Origin of the sequence: Pseudochelatococcus sp. (assembly GCF_050946405.1) — a bacterium.
Classification (GTDB): Bacteria; Pseudomonadota; Alphaproteobacteria; order Rhizobiales; family Beijerinckiaceae; genus Pseudochelatococcus.
In genome coordinates this window covers 532765-555625 of record NZ_JBMNUS010000002.1, presented here as the reverse complement: position 1 = coordinate 555625, position 22861 = coordinate 532765, and the positions used below count along the sequence as shown (strand labels likewise).

Below are 22861 nucleotides of genomic sequence, written 5' to 3'. Positions count from 1 at the left end.
GTTCGGATACGCCATGCCGTTCAGGAATCGTACCGATGCCGGCCGGCAACTCGCCGCGGCGCTTCTGCCCTATCGAGACCGAAAGCCGGTGGTTCTGGCGCTGCCGCGCGGCGGCGTTCCCGTCGCAGCCGAAATCGCGGCGGCGCTCGATGCGCCGCTCGATCTCGTCATCGTGCGCAAGATCGGCCTTCCGCACGATCCTGAATTCGCCATGGGCGCGGTGGTCGATGGCCCGGAACCCCTGACCGTCCGCAACCTCGGCGTCATCGCCGGCAGCGGCGTCGGCGAACAGGCGTTCGCGCAGGTGCGCGACCGTGAACTGGCGGAGATCGAGCGCCGGCGCGCGCGCTATCTCGGCCGGCGCGCCCATCCCGATATCGCCGGTCGCACCGCCATCGTCGTCGATGACGGCGTGGCCACCGGCGCCACCACGCGCGCGGCGCTGCTGGCGGTGCGCGCGCGTGGGCCGGAGCGGATCGTGCTGGCCGTGCCCGTCGCGCCGCCGGACGCGCTCGAAACGCTGCGAGGCGAGGCCGATGATATCGTCTGCCTCGAAACCCATGCCGATTTCGGCGCGATCGGCTATTATTATCGGGATTTCGATCAGGTGCCGGATGATGAGGTCGTCCGGCTGCTCGCGCAACATCCGGTGCGGGATGGCGATTCAACCTGATCGCATCCCGCTTTGAATTCCATATCTTGCCGCAACTTGCGTTCAATTCGATGGATCGGCCTGAAAGCGGACTGCTTTAGCCGAAAGCCCCCGACAGGGCGATGAGGCCGGCGCGCAGGGCGTCGGGAGACTCCAGCCCCGCCTCGATCTCGGCATGCACGCGCTCCCAGATGGGGGTGGCGGAGGCCAGCACGGCGCGCCCGGCGTCGGTGAGCCGCAGCAGGCGCATGCGTTTGTCTTTCGTGTCCGTGGCGGTTTCGATCAGGCCGCGCCGCTCCAGCGGCTTGATGTTCGCCGTCAGCGTGGTGCGATCCATCGCCAGGAGGGCGGCGACGCTGCCAAGGTTCGGCGGTTGCGGCCGGTTGAGCGACATCAGCAGCGAGAACTGTCCGTTGGTGATGCCGGCCGGCTTCAGCGCGATATCGAACCGGCGCGCCAGCGCGCGCGCCGCGCGCTGCGCATGCAGACAGAGGCAGGTGTCGCGCACCCGTAACGTGGTTTCGAAGGGAACGTCGAAAAATGGTTTCATCGCCCGAGGGGTTGACATTCGTTGCATAAAAACGTTGATATCAACATTGGCGATGGCGCGTCAAACGGCAAAGATCACGATGCGACATCATGTCGGTGTTTTATCGCATCAGGCGGACAGCGCATGCACTTCCCGGTTCCTCGGGCCGGGGAAACCTGATGCGAAAACAATATGACGGAGCGGCGGCGCGATTCCGTTCGAACGTTCGCCGCTCCGGCCGGGGAACGCGGTGGGAAGCCTGCACGGACGGGCGCGCCGCGAGCGGGGGCGCACCTGCGGCCGTTTGTTCGGACGGCGGCCGCTTCATGCGGATCAGGGAGAGAAGCGATGAACTATGTCGACGGTTTCGTGGCGGCCGTGCCGGCCGCCAACCGGGAGGAATACCGCAAGCATGCCGCCGGGGCGGCGCCTCTGTTCAAGGAATATGGCGCGACACGGGTGGTCGAATGCTGGGGCGACGACGTGCCCGACGGCAAGATCACCGATTTTCGCGGCGCGGTGAAAGCGGAGGAGGGCGAGGTCGTCGTCTTCGCCTGGATCGAATATCCCTCGAAGGAGGTGCGCGATGCCGCCTACCGGAAGATGGAGGCCGACCCGCGCATGAAGGAAATGGGCGAACGGATGCCCTTCGACGCCAAACGCATGATCTTCGGCGGCTTCGCGCCGCTTCTCGACGTTTGAGGAGAATGACATGACCTCGCAGCACGGTGCCTTCATCTGGTATGAACTGATGGCGAACGATCCGGAAGCGGCCGCGGCCTTCTATGGCGAAGTGGTCGGCTGGACCAGCCGGCCCTTCGATCCCGCCGATCCCGGCCGCTATCGCATTTTCGCCGCGGGCGGGGAAGATATCGGCGGCCTCATGTCCGTTCCTGAAAACGGCGTTCCGGGCTGGGTCGGCTATATCGGCGTCGCGGATGTCGATGCAACCGTTTCCGCCCTGGCGGAAGACGGCGCGAGCCGGCATGTGCCGCCGACGGATATTCCGGGCGTCGGGCGCTTCGCGGTCGTCGCCGATCCGCAAGGGGCGGTCTTTTGCCTCATCGCCAGCGCGGAGGAGGGCGAAAGCCGCGCCTTCTCGCTGAACGACGCCGGTCATTGTCGCTGGAACGAACTGGCGACCAGCGACCCGGAAGCGGCTTTTTCCTTCTACGCCCGCCATTTCGGCTGGACGAAGGGGCAGGCGATACCGATGGGTGAGCAGGGCGTCTATCAGTTGCTCGATCGCGGAGACGTCACCTTCGGCGCCGTGCTGCCCGCTCCGCCGGAAGTGCCGCATCCGGTCTGGACGTTCTACTTCGGCGTCACGGATATCGACGCCGCCATCGCCAGAATCACGGTGAACGGCGGGCAGGTGGCGCATGGCCCGCACGAGGTGCCCGGCGAGGAATTCATCGTGATCGGCCGGGACCCGCAGGGCGTCTACTTCGCTCTCGTCGGTCCGCGCCCCGCCCGCTGAGCGGGGCGAACGGCGAGAGCGAAATCAGTGGATTTTGCTCTCGCTGCCCCAATATCCGATCCGATGCGCGCACATCAGCTTGATGAGCGCGGCGGAGGCGACGCGGGCGCGCAGCGAGTCGGCGCGGCTCGTGAGGATGATCGGCACCCGCGCGCCGAGCACCAGCCCGGCCGTGTCCGCGTGCGCGAAATAGACGAGCTGGCGCGCCAGCATGTTGCCGGCCTCCAGGTCCGGCACGAGCAGGATGTCGGCCTGCCCCGCCACCGGCGAGACGATGCCCTTGGCCGTCGCGGCGTCGCGGTTGATGGCGTTGTCGAACGCCAATGGCCCGTCGACCTTGCCGCCGGTGATCTGCCCGCGCAGCGCCATGACGGTGAGCGCCGCGGCCTCCAGGGTCGCGGGCATCTTGTCATTGACCTTTTCCACCGCCGCGAGCGCCGCGACCAGCGGTTCCTCGACGCCGATGGCGCGCACGAAATCGATGGCGTTCTGGCAGATGTCGCGCTTGTGCGCCAGCGTCGGGCGGATGTTGATGGCGGCGTCGGTGACGATCAGCGGCTTGTCGTAGGCGGGCACGTCCATGACGTGGATGTGGCTGATGCGCCGTTCCGTGCGCAGGCCGGCGGCGGGCGCGAGCACGGCGGCGAGCAGTTCGTCGGTGTGCAGGCTGCCCTTCATCAGCACCTCCGCCTTGCCGGCGACGACGAGTTCGACGGCGCGGGCGGCGGCGGCGTGGCTGTGCGCCGCCGGCTCGATGGCCATGCCGTCCAGCGCCACGCCGGCTTCGGCGGCGATCTCGCGGATGCGCGCCTCCGGGCCGACGAGCACGGGGTCGATCAGCCCCAGTTCCCGCATCTTCACGGCGGCGATGAGCGCATCCGACGAACAGGGATGCACGACGGCGGTGCGCGGCGGCGCGCCGTCCCTGGCGCGGGCGATGAAGCCCTCGAACAGATCGTGCCGTTGAACGGAAATCTGCGGCAGCGGCTTCTGCGGCCATTCCACCTTGGTGTCGGGGGCGATGACCGTCGCCGTGCCGGTGAGCACTTCCGCGCCGTGCTGGTTGGTGCAGCGCGTGTCGAGCGTGAGGATGCGCTTGTCGGGGCGCCGTTCCGCCACGGTGACGGTGGCGGTGATGGTGTCGCCGAGGCTCACGGGCTTGATGAAGCGCAGATCCTGCCCGAGATAGACGGTGCCGGGGCCGGGCAGCCGCGTGCCGAGAACCGCCGAGATCAGCGCCGCCGTCCACATGCCGTGCGCCACCACATGGCCGAACAGGCCGGTCGCGGCGAAGGCGCTGTCGAGATGGGCGGGGTTGACGTCGCCGGAAACGGCGGCGAACAGGTCGATGTCGTCGCGCCCGACGGTGCGCGTCAGCGACGCCGTGTCGCCGACGGCGATTTCGTCGAACGTGCGGTTGCGCAGGACGGGGCCGGCTTCCGGGGCGACGCTCATGATGCTCTACCTCTGCAACACATAGGTGCCGGGGGCGTCGGCGACGGCGGGAAAGCCGCGCTCGGGCGCGCCCAGGGCGGGGGGCGGCACGAGGCCGGGCGATGAGTGGCGGTGCAGCCATTCCGTCAGCGCGGGCCACCACGAGCCGTCGTGCGGCGCGGCCGCCTCGGCCCATTCCTGCGGGCTGAGGCAGGTGTCGGTCGCGGCCTTGCGCGCGATGCGGTAGCGCCGCCGCGGCCGGCCCGGCTCGCTGACGATGCCGGCGTTGTGACCGCCGCTGGTGAGCACGAACGTGACTTCGGTGTCCGTGATGTAGTGGATCTTGTAAACGGACGGCCACGGCGCGACGTGATCGCGCTCCGTGCCGACGACGAAAAGCGGCGTGCGGATGTTCTGGAGCGCCGCCGGCCGGCCGTCGACGAGGAGACGCCCCGCCGCCAGCTCGTTGTCGAGATAGAGCCGCTTGAGATACTCGGCATGCATCCGGTAGGGCATGCGCGTCGAATCGGCGTTCCACGCCATCAGGTCGATGAGGGGCGCGCGTTCGCCCAGCAGATAGTCGTGCACCAGCCGCGACCAGATGAGATCGTTGGAGCGCAGAAGCTGGAAGGCGCCGGCCATCTGGCTGGAGTCCAGATAGCCCCTGTTCCACATCACGCTCTTGAGGAAATGCACCTGGCTGTGGTCGATGAAGAGGGCGAGTTCGCCCGGCTCCGAAAAATCCGTCTGCGCCGCGAGCAGCGTCACCGTCGCCAGCCGGTCGTCGCCCGCGCGCGCCATGGCGGCGGCGGCGATGGCGAGCAGGGTGCCGCCCAGACAATAGCCGATCGCATGCGTCTTGCGGCCCGGCAGGACGGCGTTCACCGCCTCCAGCGCGGCGACGATGCCGAGCTTGCGGTAATCGTCGAGCTTCAGGTCGCGGTCATCCGCGTCCGGGTTGCGCCATGAAATGCAGAAGACGGTATAGCCCTGCCCGACCAGATAGCGGACCAGCGAATTGTGCGGCGACAGGTCGAGGATATAGTATTTCATGATCCACGCCGGCACGATCAGGACGGGCTCGGCATGCACGTTCTCCGTCGCCGGCGCGTACTGGATCAGCTCGATGAGGTGGTTGCGGAACACCACCTTGCCCGGCGTCACCGCGACATCGCGGCCCACGACGAAGTTTTCCGAACCCACGGGCGGCTGCCCGGTGACGGTGCGGCTCGCGTCCTCAAGCCAGTTCCACCAGCCTTGCAGAAAATTCGCGCCGCCGGTTTCCTGCGTCTTGCGGATCACTTCCGGGTTGGTGAACGGGTTGTTCGAGGGCGCGAAGACATCCAGGATCTGGCGCGCGATGAAGCTCACCACATCCTCGTTGTGCGGCGTGACGCCCGGCACTTCATGGGTGATGTTGTGCCACCACTGCTGATGCAGCAGGAACGCCTGCGCGATGAAGCAGAACGGCGCTTCCCGCCACGCCTCGCCGGTGAAGCGCTGATCGCCGGGCAGGGGCGCGATGCAGGGGGGCGTGTTCGGATCGACGGCCGTCGCCGTCAGGTAGTTCGCGAAGCGGGCGCCCTTGCGCACGGCCTTGTAGCCCAATTCCGCCCGCTTGCCGGGCGCGTGCGCGAGATGGATCGCCCAGTCGTAAAACGCCAGCGACAGCGCCGCCGGCGACAGGCCGCCGGAAAATTGAGCCGTCAGCGCCTCGCGCATGCGGTCGAACGATTTGAAACCTTCCTGCCCCAGCACCTCCTCGGCGCTCGGCAGCGAGAACAGCTCCCAATCCTTCGCGGGAGGGGCGAAAGGCGCCGCCGCCTGCCGCGGGAGGGGCGCGGGCAGGATCGACGTGCTGTCTGCGGTTTCGGTCGGCTTCGCCATCGGGACTGAGATCCTCGTCGCGTACACGCTTGACGGTTTCGTTGTACATCGCGGGCACCCGGCCCGCCAGCATTTCCCGTCGCGCCGGCGTTTTTCGTCCGAGCGCGCCTTCCGATGGAAGCGGAACATGCGCTCGGATTTCATATTTTACCGCAGCGACCGTTTGCCGCGGGCGGTCAGCGGCCGGCTTCCGTCAGCAGCGCGAGGTCCTCCGGCGCGAGGGCGAGGCGCGCGCCCCTGACGAGGCTTTCCAGTTGCGGGAGCGAGGTGGCGGAAGCGATGGGCGCGGTGATGCCGGGCTGCGCGATGATCCACGCCAGCGCGATTTCGGAATGGGCCGCCCCGGTCCGCCCGGCCACCGTGTCGAGGGCGGCCAGAATGCGCAGGCCGCGCTCGTCGAGATAGCGCCTGACGCTTTCGCCGCGCGCTCCCTTCAGGTCCGCCTCCGTGCGGTATTTGCCGGTGAGGAAGCCCGCGGCCAGCGCGTAATACGAGATGACGCCGATTCCCTCCCGCAGCACCAGTTCCTGCACCGGCCCCTCGAAGGTATCCCGCTTGTGCAGGTTGTATTCGTTCTGAAGCGTCCGGTAGCGCGGCAGGCCCTTGTCGGCCGATACCGAAAGCGCCTCCGACAGCAGCGCGGCGTCGTAATTGGACGCGCCGATGAAACGCACCTTGCCGGCCCGGATGAGGCGGTCGTAGGCGGTGAGCGTCTCTTCCTGCGATACGGTGGGATCGGGCCAATGGCTCTGATAGAGATCGATGTAATCCGTCTGCAGGCGTTGCAGCGACGCTTCGACGGCCTGCTCTATCCATTTGGCGGAAAGGTCGATCTTTCCCTGCCCGACATCCGAGCCCACCTTGGTGAAAAGGTGGATTCCGTCCCGGTTGCCGCGCGCCTTCAGCCAGCGCCCGATGATCCGCTCGCTCTCGCTGTCGTTGCCCGGCACCCAGCGCGAATAGACGTCGGCCGTGTCCAGCGCGGTGAAGCCTTCCGCGACGAAGGCGTCCAGCAGGGCGAAGGACGTCGCCTCGTCGGCCGTCCAGCCGATGACATTGGTGCCGAAGACGAGCGGGGCGATGGCGATGTCTGTCTGGCCGAGTCGGCGTGTCATGCTGGCTTCTCCTCATGCGCCCGGCGTCGGGCGACGCGATTCTTCCACTATAAGAAGTGAGCGTCCCGCTTCATGTGCGCTGTGTCACTTCTTTTCCGCCGTGCGCAGGAACGCGGCGGGGCGCGGCCCCATCCTGTCGACGATTTCGGGTTTGCCGGCGTCGGCCGCGCCGTCCCATCCGCCGCCGAGCGCCTTGTTGAGCGCGATATAATGCAGCGTGATGTTCACGCCGCTCTGGATGAGGGCATCCTCGGCGGAATAGAGCGAGCGTTCGGCGTCGAGCACCTCGATGAAGCTGGTCGAGCCACTTTCGAACAAGGTGCGGGCGAGGCGGGCGGATTCGCGGTAGCTCGCCGCCGCCTGCGACAGCTTCTGATAGCGCAGGCGCTCCTGCGCCAGCGCGACGATGGCGTTCTCGACCTCTTCCAGCGCGGTGAGCACGGTGGCGCGCAGGTTGAGGAACTGCTGGTCGCGCTGCGCCTGGGCCGCTTCCACGGCGGCCTGCAACTGGCCGGCGTTGAACACCGGCACGCTGAGGCTGGGCCCGAAAGACCAGCTTATCGAGGAATTCTTCGCCAGATCGCCGAGCCGTACGCCTGCGGTCGACACGTTGCCGGTGAGGCTGATGGCCGGGTAGCGCGCCGCCTCGGCCGCGCCGATGCGCGCCGTCGCCTGCGCGAGCTGGCGCTCGGCGACGCGGACGTCCGGCCGGGCGAGCAGGATGTCGGCGGGCACGCCGACGGGCAGCGGCAGGCGGGGCGAGGGCACCGGCGCGCTCTTGCGCAACTGGCCGGAAAGGGCGGTCGGCGCCTGGCCGGTGAGCACGCCGAGGCGGTGAATGGCCTGCGCCAGCGCCGCTTCCAGCGTGGGAATGCCCGCCTCCGTGCTGGCGGCCTGGCCGGTGGCGTTGGCGAGATCGACGCCTGACGCCGCGCCGGCCTCGTATTGCGCTTTCGTCAGCGCCGCCGTGGCCCGCTGGGCGGCGGCGGTGCGGCGGGCGAGGGCGAGACGCGCCTGGTAGCTGCGCACGTCGACATAATTGGTGGCGATATCGCCGATCAGCGTCAGCAGCGTGGCGCGCAATTCCTCTTCGGCGGCGTCGAGCCCGTAACGGGCGGCTTCCACGGTGCGGCGGTTGGCGCCGAACAGGTCGACTTCCCACCCGGCGTCGAGCCCGGCGCGCAGGCTGTTCGATATGTTGCCGGACGCCTGTCCCGAGCCGCCCGGCCCGCCGCTCTTGCTGCGCGAGGCGGAAGCGGAGGCGTCGAGTGAGGGAAACAGGCCGCCGACGGCCTGATCGTAGCTCGCGCGGGCCTCGCGGATGCGCGCCCGCGCGGCGGCGGCGTCGAGGTTGCCCGCCACGGCCTGCGCGACGAGACCGTCCAGAACCGGGTCGCGCAGGCGCTTCCACCAGCGGGCGAGATCGGCGGGCCTGGCGGCGGTTGCGCTGCCGCCGCCGCTCCAGGCCGCCGGCACGGCGAGCGGCGGCTTCTCGTAATCCGGCCCCACGGCGCAGGCGCAAAGCCCGCCGGCGAGCAACATCGCCACGCCGCCCCGCAACAGGCCGCGCGCGCGAGTGCCGTGGCCCGCGATGGCGCTTGTCGTGGTGTCCCGGCGGTGGTCGCGATGTCGCTGGCGGTGGATCATGTTCCGAAGTCATCCCTGAAGCGCATTCTGCCGTCGATGAGAGCCGCCGCGACGAGCCGGAGGACGGATTCGCGCGGAGGGGGCGCAAATGAAAATCGACAGGCGACGTTTGGCACGAGAACGCCGCCGATTCCATCCCGCATCTGCTTTTGGCGGACAAATGTATCTCGGATATGTCCGACGACATCAGCCGGCCCCGCGGGCGCGCCCTCCCTGCCGGTCGGGAAGGGCCTTCGGAGCCCGTGCAATGGTATAAACGCCACGCTGCCGGTTGAACGACAGTACGTTGCGGGACAACGCCCATAAAGACGATGATCACCGCGCCCCCGTGTATCGTCTAGAATGAATTTCTTCTTGCGTTTCGTGCACGTCCGCCGGGCAGCTCTTGCGTTGATCCGGTCAATTCGGAACAATAACGATCGTGATCCCGCCGCGAGATCGGCCGATCCGTCGGGTCTCGCCGTCCTGCCGGGCGCCGTGCCCGTTCGCCGTTTCGAATGCAGATGCAGGTGCGTGAAAATCATTAACCATTTTACGCTTATTAATACGCATATGTATTTCGGTATGCTGGATATCGAATTGAGAAGGATAAGTCCTGTGTATGGATCGTCAAATTGACTTGTTGTGATGAGTTCCGATGTGGGGTAAGAGGCGCTGTCCTGTCGATGTGAGCGCCGTCATGATGCCTCCGGGGTTCCGGCGGCGTCGGTTTTTGTCCGCGTGTATCGCTGTAGGCCGCAGGCCCGCGGGAGCGCAGGGAGGCTTCGTTGTTCGGGGGAATGGCGACGTGAGTGAACAGGTGCCGCTGGACGATCTCGATGCGCTGATGCAGCGGGTCCGTGCCGATGTGGAGGCTCGCAAGGCGCGGGCCAATGCCGAGATTGCGGCGGTCAACGGGGCGGATGTCATCCCTCCGCCTGTCGACGCCGCGCGGCTCGACTACACCGCGACCGAGCTTCTCGCTCATTACGATGTGGTGTTCATGCGGGCGGCGCATCTGGCCGTGCTCGGGCGCGAGCCCGCCGGCGAGGATGCGGCCCGCTTCCTGCAACGGTTGCGTCTCGGCGAGATGAGCCGGATCGAGGTCATCGACGCGCTTGCCGCGACCGATGAGGCGCAGGCGCGCGGCGCGCGGATTTCCGGCCTCGCGCGGGAGCGTTTCGTGGAGCGCGTTCGCCGCTCCCTGCTCGGCCGCAAGCTCGCGGCGCTGGCGCGCATCATGCGCAATATTCCCCGCCTCGCGAGCTACATGCGGCAGGTGGTGGCGCGCGTGGACGCGGCCGAGCGCAAGGTGCAGCAGCTCGAGCGCCGTCTGGAAGAGACGATCGAGGCGCGCAAGGCTTCCGAGGCGCAGCTTGGCCAGCGTATTCAGGCCCTCACGCAGCAGATCGGGGCTCTTGAGGCGCGCGCCGGCGGCGGACAGGACGGGGAGCGGCCATGAAGCCGAAGGTAGCCATTGTCGCCGCGGGCTCGGGATCGGGCGAGACGGGCGGCGCCGAGCGCTTTTTCGCCGGATTGCGCGATGCGCTGCGGGATATCGGGCTCGACGTCACCTTGCTGCAAATCCCGTCGAACGAGGCGGATTTCGACAGCATCAAGGAAACCTATCTGCGTTTCTACGACCTCGACGTGAGCGCCTATGACGGTGTGATCACCTCCAAGGCCCCGTCCTATCTCGTGCGCCATCCCAATCATGTCTGTTACTTGCAGCACACGATGCGCGTTTTCTACGATATGTTCGATGTGGAATTCGGCAGGGGATCGGACGAGTTGCGCACCCAGCGCGAGTTGATTCTCGCCCTCGATTCCGCCGCCCTGCGTTCGCCGCGCACGCGCAAGGTATTCGCCATCGGCGAGGAAGTGGCGCAGCGCCTGCGCCATTTCAACGGGCTCGACGCCGAAGTCGTCCGGCATCCGACGAGCCTCGCCGGCCTGCGGGAAGGCCCGTTCCGCCACCTGTTCATGCCGGGCCGCCTGCATCGCTGGAAGCGGGTCGATCTCGCCATCGAGGCGATGCGGCACGTCCGCGCGCCCGTGGAACTGGTCATCGCCGGGGCGGGCGAGGATGCGGAGCGCTTCAAGGAACGCGCCGCCGGCGATCCGCGCATTCGCTTCACGGGATGGGTCAGCGACGAGGAACTGCTCGGCTACTACCGCGATTCGCTCGCCGTGCTGTTCATGCCGCGCAACGAGGATCTCGGCCTGATCACCTTCGAGGCCTTTCTCAGCGGCAAGCCCGTCATCACCTGCGCCGACAGCGGCGAACCCGCGCGCGTCGTCGAGGACGGCGTGACCGGCTTCGTCGCGGAGCCGAACCCCGTCGCCATCGCCGAACGGATCGACCGGCTGGTGGAAGACCCGGCGCTCGCCGCCGACATGGGGCGAAAAGGCATGCGGGCCGCGGCGGATGTCACCTGGGAAAAGGTGGCCGTGAAGCTGGCCACCGCACTCGGGCTGCCCTTTCAGCCGCTCTCGCGCGCATCCTGAGCCGGCGTGGCGATTCCCCGCCGTGACGCGCCGTTGACGGCGGGATGGAAAGAAAATAAAACCTCTACATCAGATTCATGTGTGCGCGTTTACGTGTATTGTTGGCTCGATCAGGCGCGGATTCCATCGTTTTTCGTGCATTCGTTCGACGGTGTAACTTATCAAAAGGGCTGCTGTAATGACGTTGCGCACGGCCGTACTTGACATGCAGCCTATCGATCCGCCGACGGGCGGGGGCAGGCTGCGTCTTCTGGGGCTCTATCACGGCCTCGGCCTCGGCCACGGCCATCAGGCGCATTATGTCGGCACCTACGACTGGCGCGGTCCCGGAGCGCGCACCCAGCAGCTCACGCCGACCCTGCTTGAGGAACTCGTCCCGCTGTCCGAGGCGCATTTCGCGGCTGCCGACCGGCGGGCGGGCGAGGTCGGGGGCAAGTGCGTCATCGACACCACGTTTCACGCCATGGCGCATCTCTCGCCCGACTATGTCGAGGCGGCGCGCAAGGCGGCGCGGGATGCGGATATCGTCGTGTTCTCGCATCCGTGGATTTACCCGCTGGTGCGCGACGTGCTGACGCCGGAACGGCAGCTTGTCGTCTACGACGCGCACAACGTGGAGGGGCTTCTGCGCACGGAGCTGCTCGACGACGGCGCGGCGGGGTCGGAGGTGGCGCGGGGCGTCGTCGCCGTGGAAAGCGAGATGTGCCGCGCGGCGGATCTGATCCTCGCCTGCTCCCACGAGGACCGGGAAGCCTTCGCGAACCTTTACGGCGTGCCGGCCGGGCGTATCCGCGTGGTTCCCAACGGCACCTTCACACGCAAGATTCTGTCTCCCTCCGTCGATGAGAAGCATGCCGTGCGCCAGCGGCTCGGCGTCGAGGGGCGGCCGGTGGCGTTCTTTCTCGGCAGTTTCTACGGCCCCAACCTCGCCGCCGCGCGTTTCATCGCCGATGTGCTGGCGCCCGCGTTGCCCGATGTGCTGTTCGTCATCGCCGGCGGCGTCGGCGAGGGGCTGCGCGACATCGCCCAGCGGGCCAATCTCAAGGTGACGGGGCAGATCCCCGAGGACGACAAGATCGCCTGGCTGCATGCCGCCGATATCGCCGTCAACCCGATGTTCGGCGGTTCGGGCACCAATATCAAGATGCTCGACTTCATGGCCGCCGGCCTGCCGATCGTCTCCACGGACATCGGCGCGCGGGGCATCGAGACTTCGGAAAGGTCTTTCGTCATCGCGCATGCCGGCACCTTCGCCGACACGGTGCGCGGCCTGCTCGCCAACCCCGACGAAAAGGCGCGGCTCGCGGACGGTGCGCGGGCACAGGCGGATCGCTTCTATTCGTGGGAGCGCATTTCCGACAACCTCGGCGCGCTGCTCGCCCGCTGGGCGGAGCCGAAGCGGCAGGGAAGGGCGCGGCCGTATTTCTCGGTCGTGGTGCCCACCTACGAGCGGCCCGCGTTGTTGACGAAGCTCGCGGGTTACCTCGCCCGGCAGACGTGGCGCGACTTCGAGGTCGTCATCGTCGATCAGAGCGCGGAGCCGTGGCCGGACCGCGAGCGCGATTTCGGTTTCGAGATGCTTTATATCCACACCGACCGCAAGGGCGCGGTGACGGCGCGCAACACCGGCGCCGGGCTTGCGCGCGGCCATGTCATCGCCTTCACCGACGACGATTGCGAGCCGCACGAGGGCTGGCTCGCCGGCGCTCACGGATGTTTCTCCACCGCCGATATCGTGGGCCTCGAAGGGCTGATCACATCGGACCGCGCCGGCGATCCCAACTGGCGGCGCGTCACCAACGACGGTTTCGAGGGCATCGGTTTCATGACCGCGAATCTGTTCGTGAAGGCGGACGTGTTTCACGCCATCAACGGTTTCGACATCGCTCTCGAAAAGCCGCATTTTCGTGAGGATACCGATCTCGGCTGGCGCTTGCAGGCGGTCGGCGAAATTCCCTTCTCGCGCGAGGCGTGGGTCTATCATCCGCCCCATCCGCGCGTGATCGAGCGCGAATCGCTCGAGGTGCGCTCGAAATTCTTCCTCAACGACGCCATCCTGCTGCGCAAGCATCCCGACCGTTATCCCGATCTGCTGCTGCGGGAAGTGCAGTGGGTGCACAATCCCTATTTCTGGGATTATTTCCTGAAGGGCGTGGAACTGCACGGCGTGGACGTGCCCGAATCCGTGCGCCAGATCATGCGCGACAACGCCGGTATCACCTATACCGGCCTGCTGGCCGCGTGCGCCGATGCGGCCGAGGCGACGCCGCCGGCCGATGCGCCGGAGGCGGCTTTCGGCGCGACGTCGGAGACCGGGCGGGAACTGCCTCCCAACATCGCCCTGCGCGACAGCATGCGCCGCTCGGTTTCCTGGGCGGTGCGGCCCGTCTGGCGGCGCATCTGGGCGCGCATCGAGGAGCGCGTGCGGCCCATCGATACGCGGATGGACGAGGTGCACCGGTCCCTGGCGGGCCTGCGGCAGGAAGTCACCGACAAGCTGCGCGAGATCGACGCCGGTATCGAGGCGCTCGACGCCCGTATCAGCGCGGCGCTGGCGCGGGATGAGAAGGGCGCCGGAAACGGCGCGGCCGTCGACGCGCGCCGCGCCGGGCAGGCTGCGGATGCGCCGCCGCCGGACGCCGAGGAGGTGTTGCGCGCGGCGCTGCTCGTGCTGCGTCAGCGCGCCGCGCTGACGGCCGTCTGCCAGCGCCTCGACGGCGACGGCGAGACGCCGGACTGGCGACGGGCCGGGCTGAAGGCGGGGCAGTCTATTCGATGACCTCGTCGGGATAGACGCCCCAGAGGCGGCCTTGCTGGAGGTATCCCTGCACGTTGCGCACGGATATGCGGCACCAGGCGCCGTCGCAGGTCTCTATGCTGACGATGACGCCTGGCTCCAGCCGCGCCTTGACGTCGGCGTTTTCAGAGGCGCGTGCGAGAAGCGGCGTGGCGGGCTTGCCCTTGTCCCGGTCCCACGGGGTGACGAGCGCCGTGCGCCGGCCGGAAAGGAGGCTGTGCAGCACCCATCCCTCGGTGCCTTCCGAATCGCGGATACGCCGCCATGTCGCGAATTCCGCCGTGATCTCGACCGGCAGGCCCGCGCGCTGGAACACCCAGAGCGTGCGGTGATCCTTGGCCGGACCGGCGCGCAGGTTCACCCGGTCCGACTTCAGGCTCACGTATCGCGGAACCGGCAGCTTGCTGTTCGAGCCGATCGTCTGCCCGGCTGCCGGCTGTTGCTGGGCGCGGGCCGCGGCGGCCGGCAGCAGGGCGAAAGCGGCAAGGACGAGGACGGCGCGGACGAGAGCTGTCGGAACGGCGGCTTTGAGCATGGTCGACTTTCTGTAGCGGGCATTCTGTGCGGACTTGACCGTTGAGACGTGATGGAGCCGGCGGCGCTGTTGCATCTTCCCGCCATCATGCTCTAACAGAGAACGAGCGGTTGCTGCATGTGGGGAAGCCGTTTCTCCGCGGATCATGATCGGACGATGTTATGCGGTGCGATATCATGTTTTCGGTCGAAGCGGGTTTCATACAGGTGGAACGGCGTCGGAATTGTACGATACCGCTTGCAGTTGTGCCTCCCTGGTTCTTAACGTGGCGTGAAATCGAGCGCCGGGATCGGAACTTTCATCCATGAAGAAGAAGCCCCTTGTCGTCGTGACCCGCACCCTGCCGGAGAGCGTCGAAACGCGCATGCGCGAGCTGTTTGATGCCCGTCTCAACATGGACGACAAGCCGCTGACCTCCGAGCAGCTCCTCGAGGCCGTGAGGATCGCCGACGTACTGGTGCCGACCATCACGGACCGGATCGACGCGGAACTGATCGCGCAGGCCGGCCCGCAACTGCGCCTGATCGCCAATTTCGGCAACGGCGTCGACAACATCGACGTGGCGGCGGCGCTGACGCGGGGCATCACGGTGACGAACACGCCCGGCGTGCTCACCGAGGACACCGCCGACATGACGATGGCGCTGATTCTCTCCGTCGCGCGGCGGCTGTCGGAGGGCGCGCAGCGGCTCATCGGCCAGGAGCAATGGGCCGGCTGGTCTCCGACATGGATGCTGGGGCGGCGCATCACCGGCAAGCGCCTCGGCATCGTCGGCATGGGGCGCATCGGGCAGGCGCTGGCGCGCCGGGCCAAGGCGTTCGGGCTCTCCATCCACTATCACAACCGCCGCCACGTCTCGCCCGAGATCGAGGCGGAGCTGGAAGCGACCTATTGGGAATCGCTCGATCAGATGCTGGCGCGCATGGACATCGTGTCGGTCAATTGCCCGCACACGCCCGCGACCTATCATCTGCTGTCCGCGCGCCGGCTGCGGCTGCTCAAGCGGGACGCCATCCTGATCAACACCGCGCGCGGCGAGATCATCGATGAGGAAGCCCTCATCCAGATGCTCGAATCCAGGGAACTGGGCGGGGCGGGGCTCGACGTGTTCGAGGCCGAGCCCGCGATCAACCCGCGCCTCCTGAAGCTGGCGCGCAACCACGGCGTCGTGCTGCTGCCGCATCTGGGCTCCGCCACCATCGAGGGGCGCACGGAGATGGGCGAGAAGGTCATCGTCAACATCAAGGCGTTTCTGGACGGCCACCGCGCCCCCAACCGCGTGCTGCCGAGCATGGTATGAGGGCGTCCGCCCGCAAGGTCGCATGATGGATCGGCCGGGGCGGGGGCTTCCCCGCGCGACGTCATGGCATTTCCGCTTGCCGTCGAGATGCGGAAATGCCCCAAGTGCTCGATCGCCGCGCGGTTCGCTCCTTTGAAAGACGCCCTATCGGGCCGGATTCGCCTGCGCGGCGCCTATGGCGGCCGAGAGCACGTTCAGCCGCTCTATGACTTCCTCGCTGGCCTGATCCATTTCGGCAAGATGGCGGATGGCGTCATCCATCCGGCCTGCCTCGTGACATTGCAGGGCGGCGCGCGCCATTTCATGGATCCGCTTGTGGGGCTCCACGAGACTTTTGAACGCCGGCAAATCGCAGATGCAACCGGCGCTCGTCGCGTTATACCATTTCCCCAGCCGGCAACTGTCGTGATCGGGCACCTCGCCGGAAGGCCATGACGCCCTTCCGGTGAGGCTGTCTACGACGCGCTTCTTGAACAGCACATGGTCTATCTTGGCCATTTCGCAGAGCGCTTGCGGCGAGGTCGCCTTGAACCAGTCTTCCGCGCTGGCCGAAAGGTGGTCGTTGCCGAGATGAAGCTTTTCGCTCATGTGATGAAGCGAGGCTTCATTTTCCACGTTGAGGCGCGCTTCCGTTTCGATCGTCGCGGCGATCTCGCTGCTTGCCTGGCCCTGTTGCGACAGTACGGTCGTAATCTCGTCCATGTGATTCATGACCAGGGCGATTTGCGCGCAGGTGCGCTCCACGGTTTCGGTCACGTTGTCGATGGCCGTCCGGCCTGACAGCACCGCAGCCTGCGAGCGTGCGATCGTTTCCACCAGCGTGGCCAGCACGTCCCGCATGTCGGCGATGCTTTGCCCGATTTCCTGCGTGGCGCTTGCCGTCTGCTGGGCGAGCGCCTTCACCTCGGCGGCGACGATCGCGAACCCGCGCCCTGCCTCGCCCGCCCGCGCGGCCTCGATCGTCGCGTTGAGCGCCAGCAGATTGGTCTGGCGCGCGATCGCGTCGATGGCGCCGAGCGTGCCGGCGATGTGCGTGAAAGCGTTTTCCACGCCCGCGACGGTCGTCTGCGTCTCCTGTGTCGCCGCCGTCACGCCGGATATCGCCGTACGCAGACTTTCGATGTCATCACTGACGGCAATCGACCCCTGATTGACGTTGTTTATCTCGTTCAACGCCTGATTGCTGGAATGTTCGATGGCCTGGATCGAAGCGACCAACTGCGTCGCGGCGGAGGCGACGGAGCGCGCGCCGGTCGCCGTTCTGTGCGCATTGTACGACAGCGAGACGATCTCGCTCGTCACGTCATTGATGCTGACGACCGTATCCGACAGCCGGCGAAGATTGATCAGGTCGTTCTCATCCCTGTGGCGCGCGACGGCCGTATCGGCGGCTCGCGCGCAGGCAAGACGCAGCAACGCCGCCAGCGAGGCATGCAATTGCCCGGCTGCATCGCGCGCCGCCTCGGCGTCCGATGACGATGCGGATAAACCCGACCACCATCTGCCGCCCTGCCGGAGCGTAGAAACCGATGCCGAAATCAGTTTCTCAACGATGGTTTCAGCCGGGACGCCCGAATCGAGCAATGATTCGAGCGTTGCGTCAACCGTATGCGAGGACGTAAGCAGGGCGCGAGAACTATTATCCAGTCGGGAGGTATTGTGAAGTTCATAGTCTTCTTTTAATTCAGAATAGAGCATTGGTTCGTGTCACCTTTTTATATAGATGAGAGAAATATAATGCTCTTTTGGCGATATAGCCTTCATTTATGTCAAATTTCTACCGCGCAATTCGTTCGCATCAAGCATGAAGCCGTTGGTATGATGTGAGCCTGACGGTCGCCGTCAGGGCTTGTGGCGTTCGACAGGCGACGGGGCGCCGGGCGGGCGCCCGTCGCTCCATCGCATCGAAGTCGTCCGGTCACGATGCCTCCGCGTGCTGCGGTCAGGCGGCTTTCAGTTCGTCGACGAACTGGCGCACCTCCGCCTGAAGGCTTGCCGCATTCTGTTCGAGGGTTACGGACAGTTCCTTCAGTGTGGTCGAGGCGTTTCCTGTGCGGGCCGTGTTTTCGCTGACGCTGACGATGGCGGCTGCCACCTTGGCGGCATCGTTTGCCGCGCGATGCGTGTTCTTGGCGATGTCGCTCGTCGCCGCTCCCTGTTGCTCCACCGCGCCGGCGATGCCGGAGGTGGCGTTACGCATGCGGTCTATGGTGTTCGTGATGTGGCTGATGGCGGTGGCGGTTTCGTCGGTCGCCTGCTGGATTTCCCCGATCTTGTCCGCGATCTCGTTCGTCGCGGCCGCGGTGCGGCCCGCCAGCGTCTTCACCTCCGTCGCGACCACGGCGAAGCCGCGGCCGGCCTCGCCGGCGCGCGCCGCCTCGATCGTGGCGTTGAGCGCCAGCAGATTCGTCTGCGCCGCGATGGCGCGGATGAGTTCGAGCACGCCGCCGATCTGGCGCGTGGCGTCGAGCAGCCGCTGGGTGTTCTCCTGCGTCTGCGCGGCTTCGTTGATCGCATCGTGGGCGATCTCCGCCGATTCGCTCGTCTGGCGGTTGATCTCCTCGATGGAAGCGGCGAGCTGTTCGGAACCGGCGGCGACGGTCTGCATGCTTTGCGCCGCCGAATCGGCCACGTCGGCCACATAGCGCGTGCCGGACGATGCCTCTCCGACGGTCGACGACAGCACCTCCGCCGCCTGCGCCACCTCATGGGAAGACCGGCTGAAATGATGAACGAGATTCTCGATGCGGGTGACAAAGTCCTCCGCGAGCGTGTGGCGCGTGCTCAGCTTGTGCAGCTCCGCGTCCTGCCGCGTGTTGGCGTCGTTGGCCAGCAGGCGGGCGATTTCCTCTGCCTTCCGCGCGCTCAGCACGGCGGTGTTGGCGTCGGTAAACAGCTTTTGCAGCACCGAGACGATCCATATCTGCACGGCCGTCTGAAGCACCACGATGACGGCATGCAGCAGCACGCGCGGCAGATCGGGCTCCGCTGCCGGGAAGACATAGGCGGGCATGAGATAGTTGAGCAGCAGATGATGCACCGCGACCGTGGCGCTGTAGGCCAACAGCGCCCGCATGTCGCACCAGCCGATGACGACGGCCAGGCTGGCGAAGAAATACATGTGCACGTCAATCTGATAGCTCTCGCCGTTGAGGGCGGAGACCAGCAGCGCGATGAGGCATGCCAGCGCGATTGACGTGATGATGCGCGTCGTGCCGCCGATCCTGTCGCGCCACCAGACGGCGGTGGCCGCGGCGGCGAGCGCGATCCCGCCGACGGCGGCGGGCGCGTGGTCGAGGAAGACGGCGATCAGGGCGATGAGAGCGGCGTTGCCCCACAGAAAGCCGATCATGAGCACGCCGAAGCGCATGCGGAAAGTGTCGAGGGAATTCATGTCAAAAGTCCGTTGAGAGACAGCCGGCAAGGATGCCGGGATTGAAGACGACCGCCGCTCCTGAAGCGTAAAGGCGGTCGATAAAGGCGGAATCGGGCGAGCGGGCGATCAGGATGAACGGCCATCGCGCCCCCGCAACCAGCGTGCCGCCGGCGGCGGCAACAACCTCGACCGCGCGGGCCGGGCCGGCCCACGGCCAGACGACGACGGCGACCTGCTCTTGCCCACGAGGCATGAGCGAAACGCTGAAAGTTATCGATGCCGCAAGAGCAGCAAATGCGATAATTGCTTTCAGATCATAGTTTTTATTGCTTGGTATAATTTTATCGTCCCTCAATATCTGAATATAAGATGCTGATTATTATTCTCGTTCATTTTTATTTTTCCGTTTTCTATCAGGATTTAGCCATACGGTAAGCGCATATTCGGCGGCGATCTTGGGATCGTGTCGCTTACATGTGCAATGTATGACATTTCTTGCTTTATTATCACACGCGCCCGGAGCGTGAAAATGACAAAATTGGCATCTATGGGTTGCCGATGCCAAGGTATGCAAGGCTGCGGGCCGTTGCGGCGTCCGTTGACCGGGTGGACGGAATCTGCTCAGATTCCGCCATGATGAGCGATAATTTCCCTGACCGGCGGCGGAATTCGTCGTCCTTGTCCATTGTGGCGAGCGCTGCCGCGGGAGCGGCCGGCGACGTGCTTTCGCGGCCCCTGCGCGGCGTTCTGTGGCGCTCGCTGGGGCTGACGTTGCTGCTTCTGCTGGCGATCGGGGCGGGGCTGGCGCGGCTCGTCGGCTGGCTTTCGGAGCAATCGGCCTGGCTTGCGGGTTATCCGCTCGTCGGCACGTTGGCGGTGGTGCTCGCGGGCGCCGGGCTCTTCTTCGGGCTGATATTCCTGATTCCGCCGGTTTCGGCCGTGGTTGCCGGTTTCTTTCTCGACGACGTGGCGGAAATCGTGGAGGCGCGCTGCGATCCCGGCGGTCCGCCGGGAAAGGCGCTGCCGACCGGCGAGGCGCTGCTCGGCAGCCTGCGCCTCGCCGCCGTTTCAGCCGGCGTCAACCTGGTGGCGCTGGCGCTGCTGCTGGTGCCCGGCGTCAATCTCGTCGCTTTTCTCGGCGCGAACGCCTATCTGTTCGGGCGGGAATATTTCGAACTTGCCGCCGTGCGTCACAGGCCCCCGCCCGAAGCGGCGGCACTGCGCCGCCGGAACAGCGGCACGGTTCTGCTTGGAGGGCTGGCGGCGGCGCTGTTCGTCATGGTGCCGATCGCCAATCTCGCCACGCCCCTTTTCGCCACGGCGCTGATGGTCCGCATCCACAAGGCCGTCGGTTCGCTCGCGGTGGAGGCGAAAAAGGGCGGCTGAAGCGGAATCATTCAATCGATCGGAACGCGCCCGGAAGCGAAACCTCCGGAGCGACTTGCGTTCAAGCCGATATTTGGAGCGGCGTCACGATTCCACTTGAAGGCACGCCGCTCTATGCCCGCGCCTCGTCGAACTGGCCACCCTTGCGGAAGCGCCAGAGATAACCCGAAATGATGGCCTGGTGCGCCGTCGGTGCGATACCGATGCCCTCGAGCGTGCGTCCTTCCGCCTTCGCTTCCCCGGAGACGATGTTGTCGGCGGCGAGCAGCCTCACCTGATCGCGCGTGATGATGATCGTCTCGGGCAGCAGGCCGAAGGTGAACTTGTCGAGCGTCTCGACCACGGCGGCCTGGATATTCGCGACGCCGGGGGACAGCGCGATGACCGGCCGACGGCGGCCGGTCACGGCCTGCACATCGTTCACGAGTTCGTGCAGGGTCCGCACTTCCGGGCCGCCGAGTTCGTAGACGCGCCCTTCCGGCACCGTGCCGTCCACGGCGCGCGCGACCGCTTCGGCGACGTCGCCGACGAAAACCGGCTGGAGTTTCGTTTGCGCGCCGACGATCGGCAACACCGGGAAGATGCGCGCCAGCGCCGCGAAGCGGTTGAAGAAGGCGTCCTCGGGACCGAAGATGACGGAAGGACGGAAAATGGTCGCTTGCGGATTCGCCGCCAGCACGGCTTCCTCACCCAGCGCCTTGGAGCGCGCATAGAGCGAGGGTGAGGCGCTGTCCGCGCCGATCGCGGAAACATGAACGAGGCGCGCACCTTCCGCCGCCGCTGCCGCCGCGACGGCGCCGGCGCCCTCATGATGCACGGGCGAGAAATTCTGGCGTCCGGTTTCCCGCAGGATGCCGACCAGATTGATGACCGCCTGCGCGCCGGCGACGGCGCGGGTGACGGAATCGCGGTAGCGGACATTGGCCTGCACGGCCGTGATCTGGCCCACCGTGCCCAGCGGCTGCAAATGGCCGGCGAGATCGGGGCGGCGCACGGCGACCCGGATGCGGTAGCCGCGCCGCGCCAGCGCCCTCACGACATGGCGACCGACGAACCCCGATCCGCCGAAGATCGTCACGAGTTGCGATGAAGCCAAGGCCGTATCGGTTGTCATCGGTCCACTCCCGCAATTCCGCCGCCCGGCGGCGGCGCTGATGTCAGCAGGGCGGGAAAACGGTTTCCGCCCGTCGATCCATGGCAGTTGCATAGCCAATTGCCGCGCTTCTGTACAGATCGCCGGAACGATTCAAATCTGCCCGCCGCGGCATGGTTCGCTGATCGGTGGCCCGACAGGATCTTCGCGGGGTTGGCGGGCCGGTATTTCGCCGGCGTTCTTACGCGGCGACGAGATCGTTGTATTCGCCGTGACGGGAAAGATAATGCGTCACGAACGAGCACTCGGAGCGCACTTTCGCGCCCGTGTCGCGGATATGGGCGAGGGCGCCGGCGACGAGCTGCCCGCCAACGCCCCGGCCGCCCAGCGACTCGGGCACCTCGGTATGTTCCAGCACATAGACCGGCGGCGATCCCGCGGCCTCCTGCGGCGGCTCGATGCGGTAATCGATGAAGGCGACATCATCGTCGATCGCCAGTTCGAAGCGGTGGGCATTCGCGTTGTCGGTTACGGAAAGCGTCATGACTTCAAGTCTCCCTGTGTCCGGTTTCCAATGGTCTGCGACCGGCCGGACAACAATTCCCCGGCCGCGCCGAAAGTTCCGACGGCATACTCGCTTGCGGAAGTCGTCCGCCGGGCGCGCCGCCGCCGTAGAAGATATTCTCTGCATAGAATATAGGCACGCTGACGGCGCGTCCATCGCGCCGCCGGCCGGGAACGGGGGAAATGCTCCTGCGGCACAGCCTCAGTTTATTGGCTGCCTATACAAGTTGTGCCCTGTAAAGGAGAAGTTATTCACAGGTTCGTGCGCGCGGCGCGGTGCCGGTTTCCTCTCCGCCAGTGCAACTGATGAGAATGCGAGGTAAACTGAAGTCATGGTCTCGTTTTCCGTTTGCAGCCTGTCACTATTGCCGCAGAACGCAAGACGGGCGGATAATGCTTGCCTTCGGCGCCGGCGACGGGGGTTATCGGGCGCGCAGATGTGGGGGCGAGGTTCTGTACCGGGCTAAAGTAAATGTGTTCGTACAGTCGCCGATGTTGCGCTGCAAAAGAATCCCGGCGGGCAGGCTGGGGGCCGAATGTTGGAGAATGCCTTGAGTTTGCCATAAATGGGGGTATTTT

General features: G+C 66.3%; 19 protein-coding genes. 8 read left to right on the top strand and 11 right to left on the bottom strand.

What is annotated here, in order from left to right; genetic code table 11:
- The first annotated feature begins 13 nt into the window (after positions 1-13).
- Positions 14-673 (top strand): phosphoribosyltransferase, encoded by a 660-nt coding sequence (locus ACOYJQ_RS06175; RefSeq protein ID WP_433457122.1) that lies wholly within the window; start codon positions 14-16, stop codon positions 671-673.
- A gap of 76 nt (positions 674-749) precedes the next feature.
- On the opposite strand, the gene ACOYJQ_RS06170 is transcribed toward ACOYJQ_RS06175, so the two are convergent.
- Positions 750-1202, bottom strand: a complete 453-nt coding sequence (locus ACOYJQ_RS06170; protein ID WP_433457121.1) for a MarR family winged helix-turn-helix transcriptional regulator — start codon at positions 1200-1202, stop codon at positions 750-752.
- 327 nt (positions 1203-1529) lie between these two features.
- On the opposite strand from ACOYJQ_RS06170, the gene ACOYJQ_RS06165 reads away from it, so the two are divergent.
- Together ACOYJQ_RS06165 and ACOYJQ_RS06160 are read left to right on the top strand one after the other, a co-directional pair.
- Positions 1530-1883 (top strand): DUF1428 domain-containing protein, encoded by a 354-nt coding sequence (locus tag ACOYJQ_RS06165; RefSeq protein ID WP_433457120.1) that lies wholly within the window; start codon positions 1530-1532, stop codon positions 1881-1883.
- 10 nt (positions 1884-1893) lie between these two features.
- Positions 1894-2661, top strand: coding sequence for a VOC family protein (locus ACOYJQ_RS06160; protein ID WP_433457119.1), 768 nt, complete (start codon positions 1894-1896; stop codon positions 2659-2661).
- Between the two features lie 24 nt (positions 2662-2685).
- Here ACOYJQ_RS06160 and ACOYJQ_RS06155 read toward each other — a convergent pair whose 3' ends face one another.
- The 4 genes from ACOYJQ_RS06155 to ACOYJQ_RS06140 form a co-directional block, all read right to left on the bottom strand.
- Complete coding sequence (locus ACOYJQ_RS06155) at positions 2686-4116, bottom strand: bifunctional enoyl-CoA hydratase/phosphate acetyltransferase (protein ID WP_433457118.1); 1431 nt, start codon at positions 4114-4116, stop codon at positions 2686-2688.
- A 6-nt stretch (positions 4117-4122) separates the two neighbouring features.
- Positions 4123-5817: a PHA/PHB synthase family protein gene (locus ACOYJQ_RS06150; RefSeq protein ID WP_433457202.1), complete on the bottom strand. Its 1695-nt coding sequence runs from the start codon at positions 5815-5817 to the stop codon at positions 4123-4125.
- A gap of 341 nt (positions 5818-6158) precedes the next feature.
- Positions 6159-7097 (bottom strand): aldo/keto reductase, encoded by a 939-nt coding sequence (locus ACOYJQ_RS06145; RefSeq protein ID WP_433457117.1) that lies wholly within the window; start codon positions 7095-7097, stop codon positions 6159-6161.
- 84 nt (positions 7098-7181) lie between these two features.
- Positions 7182-8744, bottom strand: coding sequence for an efflux transporter outer membrane subunit (locus tag ACOYJQ_RS06140; RefSeq protein WP_433457116.1), 1563 nt, complete (start codon positions 8742-8744; stop codon positions 7182-7184).
- A gap of 787 nt (positions 8745-9531) precedes the next feature.
- Here ACOYJQ_RS06140 and ACOYJQ_RS06135 point away from each other — a divergent pair.
- From ACOYJQ_RS06135 to ACOYJQ_RS06125, 3 genes are all read left to right on the top strand, one after another.
- Positions 9532-10185 carry a hypothetical protein gene (locus tag ACOYJQ_RS06135; RefSeq protein ID WP_433457115.1) on the top strand — a complete coding sequence of 218 codons (654 nt, stop codon included), beginning with the start codon at positions 9532-9534 and terminating at the stop codon, positions 10183-10185.
- On the top strand, positions 10182-11231 hold the full coding sequence (locus ACOYJQ_RS06130) for a glycosyltransferase family 4 protein (protein ID WP_433457114.1): 1050 nt from the start codon (positions 10182-10184) through the stop codon (positions 11229-11231). The genes ACOYJQ_RS06135 and ACOYJQ_RS06130 overlap by 4 nt, the downstream gene beginning before the upstream one ends.
- Positions 11232-11409: 178 nt before the next feature.
- Positions 11410-14010 carry a glycosyltransferase gene (locus ACOYJQ_RS06125; RefSeq protein ID WP_433457113.1) on the top strand — a complete coding sequence of 867 codons (2601 nt, stop codon included), beginning with the start codon at positions 11410-11412 and terminating at the stop codon, positions 14008-14010.
- Here ACOYJQ_RS06125 and ACOYJQ_RS06120 read toward each other — a convergent pair.
- Positions 14000-14563: an SH3 domain-containing protein gene (locus ACOYJQ_RS06120; RefSeq protein WP_433457112.1), complete on the bottom strand. Its 564-nt coding sequence runs from the start codon at positions 14561-14563 to the stop codon at positions 14000-14002. The genes ACOYJQ_RS06125 and ACOYJQ_RS06120 overlap by 11 nt on opposite strands.
- 304 nt (positions 14564-14867) lie before the next feature.
- Between ACOYJQ_RS06120 and ACOYJQ_RS06115 the strand changes: the two genes are divergently transcribed.
- Positions 14868-15863, top strand: a complete 996-nt coding sequence (locus tag ACOYJQ_RS06115; RefSeq protein ID WP_433457111.1) for a 2-hydroxyacid dehydrogenase — start codon at positions 14868-14870, stop codon at positions 15861-15863.
- A 144-nt stretch (positions 15864-16007) separates the two neighbouring features.
- Here ACOYJQ_RS06115 and ACOYJQ_RS06110 read toward each other — a convergent pair whose 3' ends face one another.
- The 3 genes from ACOYJQ_RS06110 to ACOYJQ_RS06100 all read right to left on the bottom strand — a co-directional run bounded on the left by ACOYJQ_RS06110 (position 16008) and on the right by ACOYJQ_RS06100 (position 19492).
- Positions 16008-17300, bottom strand: a complete 1293-nt coding sequence (locus ACOYJQ_RS06110; protein WP_433457110.1) for a methyl-accepting chemotaxis protein — start codon at positions 17298-17300, stop codon at positions 16008-16010.
- 505 nt (positions 17301-17805) lie between these two features.
- Entirely contained in the window at positions 17806-19257 is a 1452-nt protein-coding gene (locus ACOYJQ_RS06105) for a methyl-accepting chemotaxis protein (protein ID WP_433457109.1), read from the bottom strand.
- Between the two features lies 1 nt (position 19258).
- The gene (locus ACOYJQ_RS06100; RefSeq protein WP_433457108.1) at positions 19259-19492 is read right to left on the bottom strand and encodes a hypothetical protein; all 234 of its coding nucleotides are present in this window, start codon (positions 19490-19492) and stop codon (positions 19259-19261) included.
- 380 nt (positions 19493-19872) lie between these two features.
- On the opposite strand from ACOYJQ_RS06100, the gene ACOYJQ_RS06095 reads away from it, so the two are divergent.
- On the top strand, positions 19873-20625 hold the full coding sequence (locus tag ACOYJQ_RS06095) for a sulfate transporter family protein (RefSeq protein WP_433457106.1): 753 nt from the start codon (positions 19873-19875) through the stop codon (positions 20623-20625).
- Between the two features lie 112 nt (positions 20626-20737).
- Here the strand turns inward: ACOYJQ_RS06095 and ACOYJQ_RS06090 are convergent, their stop codons facing one another.
- Positions 20738-21739, bottom strand: coding sequence for a complex I NDUFA9 subunit family protein (locus ACOYJQ_RS06090; RefSeq protein WP_433457104.1), 1002 nt, complete (start codon positions 21737-21739; stop codon positions 20738-20740).
- 220 nt (positions 21740-21959) lie between these two features.
- Positions 21960-22262 carry a GNAT family N-acetyltransferase gene (locus ACOYJQ_RS06085; RefSeq protein ID WP_433457103.1) on the bottom strand — a complete coding sequence of 101 codons (303 nt, stop codon included), beginning with the start codon at positions 22260-22262 and terminating at the stop codon, positions 21960-21962.
- Between the last annotated feature and the right edge of the window lie 599 nt (positions 22263-22861).

What these genes read in the sequence shown, in the direction of transcription:
- ACOYJQ_RS06125 (WP_433457113.1), top strand. Translation starts at nt 11,410, where the DNA reads ATGACGTTGCGCACGGCCGTACTTGACATGCAGCCTATCGATCCGCCG.
- ACOYJQ_RS06115 (WP_433457111.1), top strand. Translation starts at nt 14,868, where the DNA reads ATGAAGAAGAAGCCCCTTGTCGTCGTGACCCGCACCCTGCCGGAGAGC.
- ACOYJQ_RS06155 (WP_433457118.1), bottom strand. Translation starts at nt 4,116, where the DNA reads ATGAGCGTCGCCCCGGAAGCCGGCCCCGTCCTGCGCAACCGCACGTTC.
- ACOYJQ_RS06175 (WP_433457122.1), top strand. Translation starts at nt 14, where the DNA reads ATGCCGTTCAGGAATCGTACCGATGCCGGCCGGCAACTCGCCGCGGCG.
- ACOYJQ_RS06105 (WP_433457109.1), bottom strand. Translation starts at nt 19,257, where the DNA reads ATGAATTCCCTCGACACTTTCCGCATGCGCTTCGGCGTGCTCATGATC.
- ACOYJQ_RS06170 (WP_433457121.1), bottom strand. Translation starts at nt 1,202, where the DNA reads ATGAAACCATTTTTCGACGTTCCCTTCGAAACCACGTTACGGGTGCGC.
- ACOYJQ_RS06165 (WP_433457120.1), top strand. Translation starts at nt 1,530, where the DNA reads ATGAACTATGTCGACGGTTTCGTGGCGGCCGTGCCGGCCGCCAACCGG.
- ACOYJQ_RS06120 (WP_433457112.1), bottom strand. Translation starts at nt 14,563, where the DNA reads ATGCTCAAAGCCGCCGTTCCGACAGCTCTCGTCCGCGCCGTCCTCGTC.
- ACOYJQ_RS06100 (WP_433457108.1), bottom strand. Translation starts at nt 19,492, where the DNA reads ATGCCTCGTGGGCAAGAGCAGGTCGCCGTCGTCGTCTGGCCGTGGGCC.
- ACOYJQ_RS06145 (WP_433457117.1), bottom strand. Translation starts at nt 7,097, where the DNA reads ATGACACGCCGACTCGGCCAGACAGACATCGCCATCGCCCCGCTCGTC.
- ACOYJQ_RS06130 (WP_433457114.1), top strand. Translation starts at nt 10,182, where the DNA reads ATGAAGCCGAAGGTAGCCATTGTCGCCGCGGGCTCGGGATCGGGCGAG.
- ACOYJQ_RS06160 (WP_433457119.1), top strand. Translation starts at nt 1,894, where the DNA reads ATGACCTCGCAGCACGGTGCCTTCATCTGGTATGAACTGATGGCGAAC.
- ACOYJQ_RS06140 (WP_433457116.1), bottom strand. Translation starts at nt 8,744, where the DNA reads ATGATCCACCGCCAGCGACATCGCGACCACCGCCGGGACACCACGACA.
- ACOYJQ_RS06095 (WP_433457106.1), top strand. Translation starts at nt 19,873, where the DNA reads ATGATGAGCGATAATTTCCCTGACCGGCGGCGGAATTCGTCGTCCTTG.
- ACOYJQ_RS06150 (WP_433457202.1), bottom strand. Translation starts at nt 5,817, where the DNA reads ATGCGCGAGGCGCTGACGGCTCAATTTTCCGGCGGCCTGTCGCCGGCG.
- ACOYJQ_RS06085 (WP_433457103.1), bottom strand. Translation starts at nt 22,262, where the DNA reads ATGACGCTTTCCGTAACCGACAACGCGAATGCCCACCGCTTCGAACTG.
- ACOYJQ_RS06090 (WP_433457104.1), bottom strand. Translation starts at nt 21,739, where the DNA reads ATGACAACCGATACGGCCTTGGCTTCATCGCAACTCGTGACGATCTTC.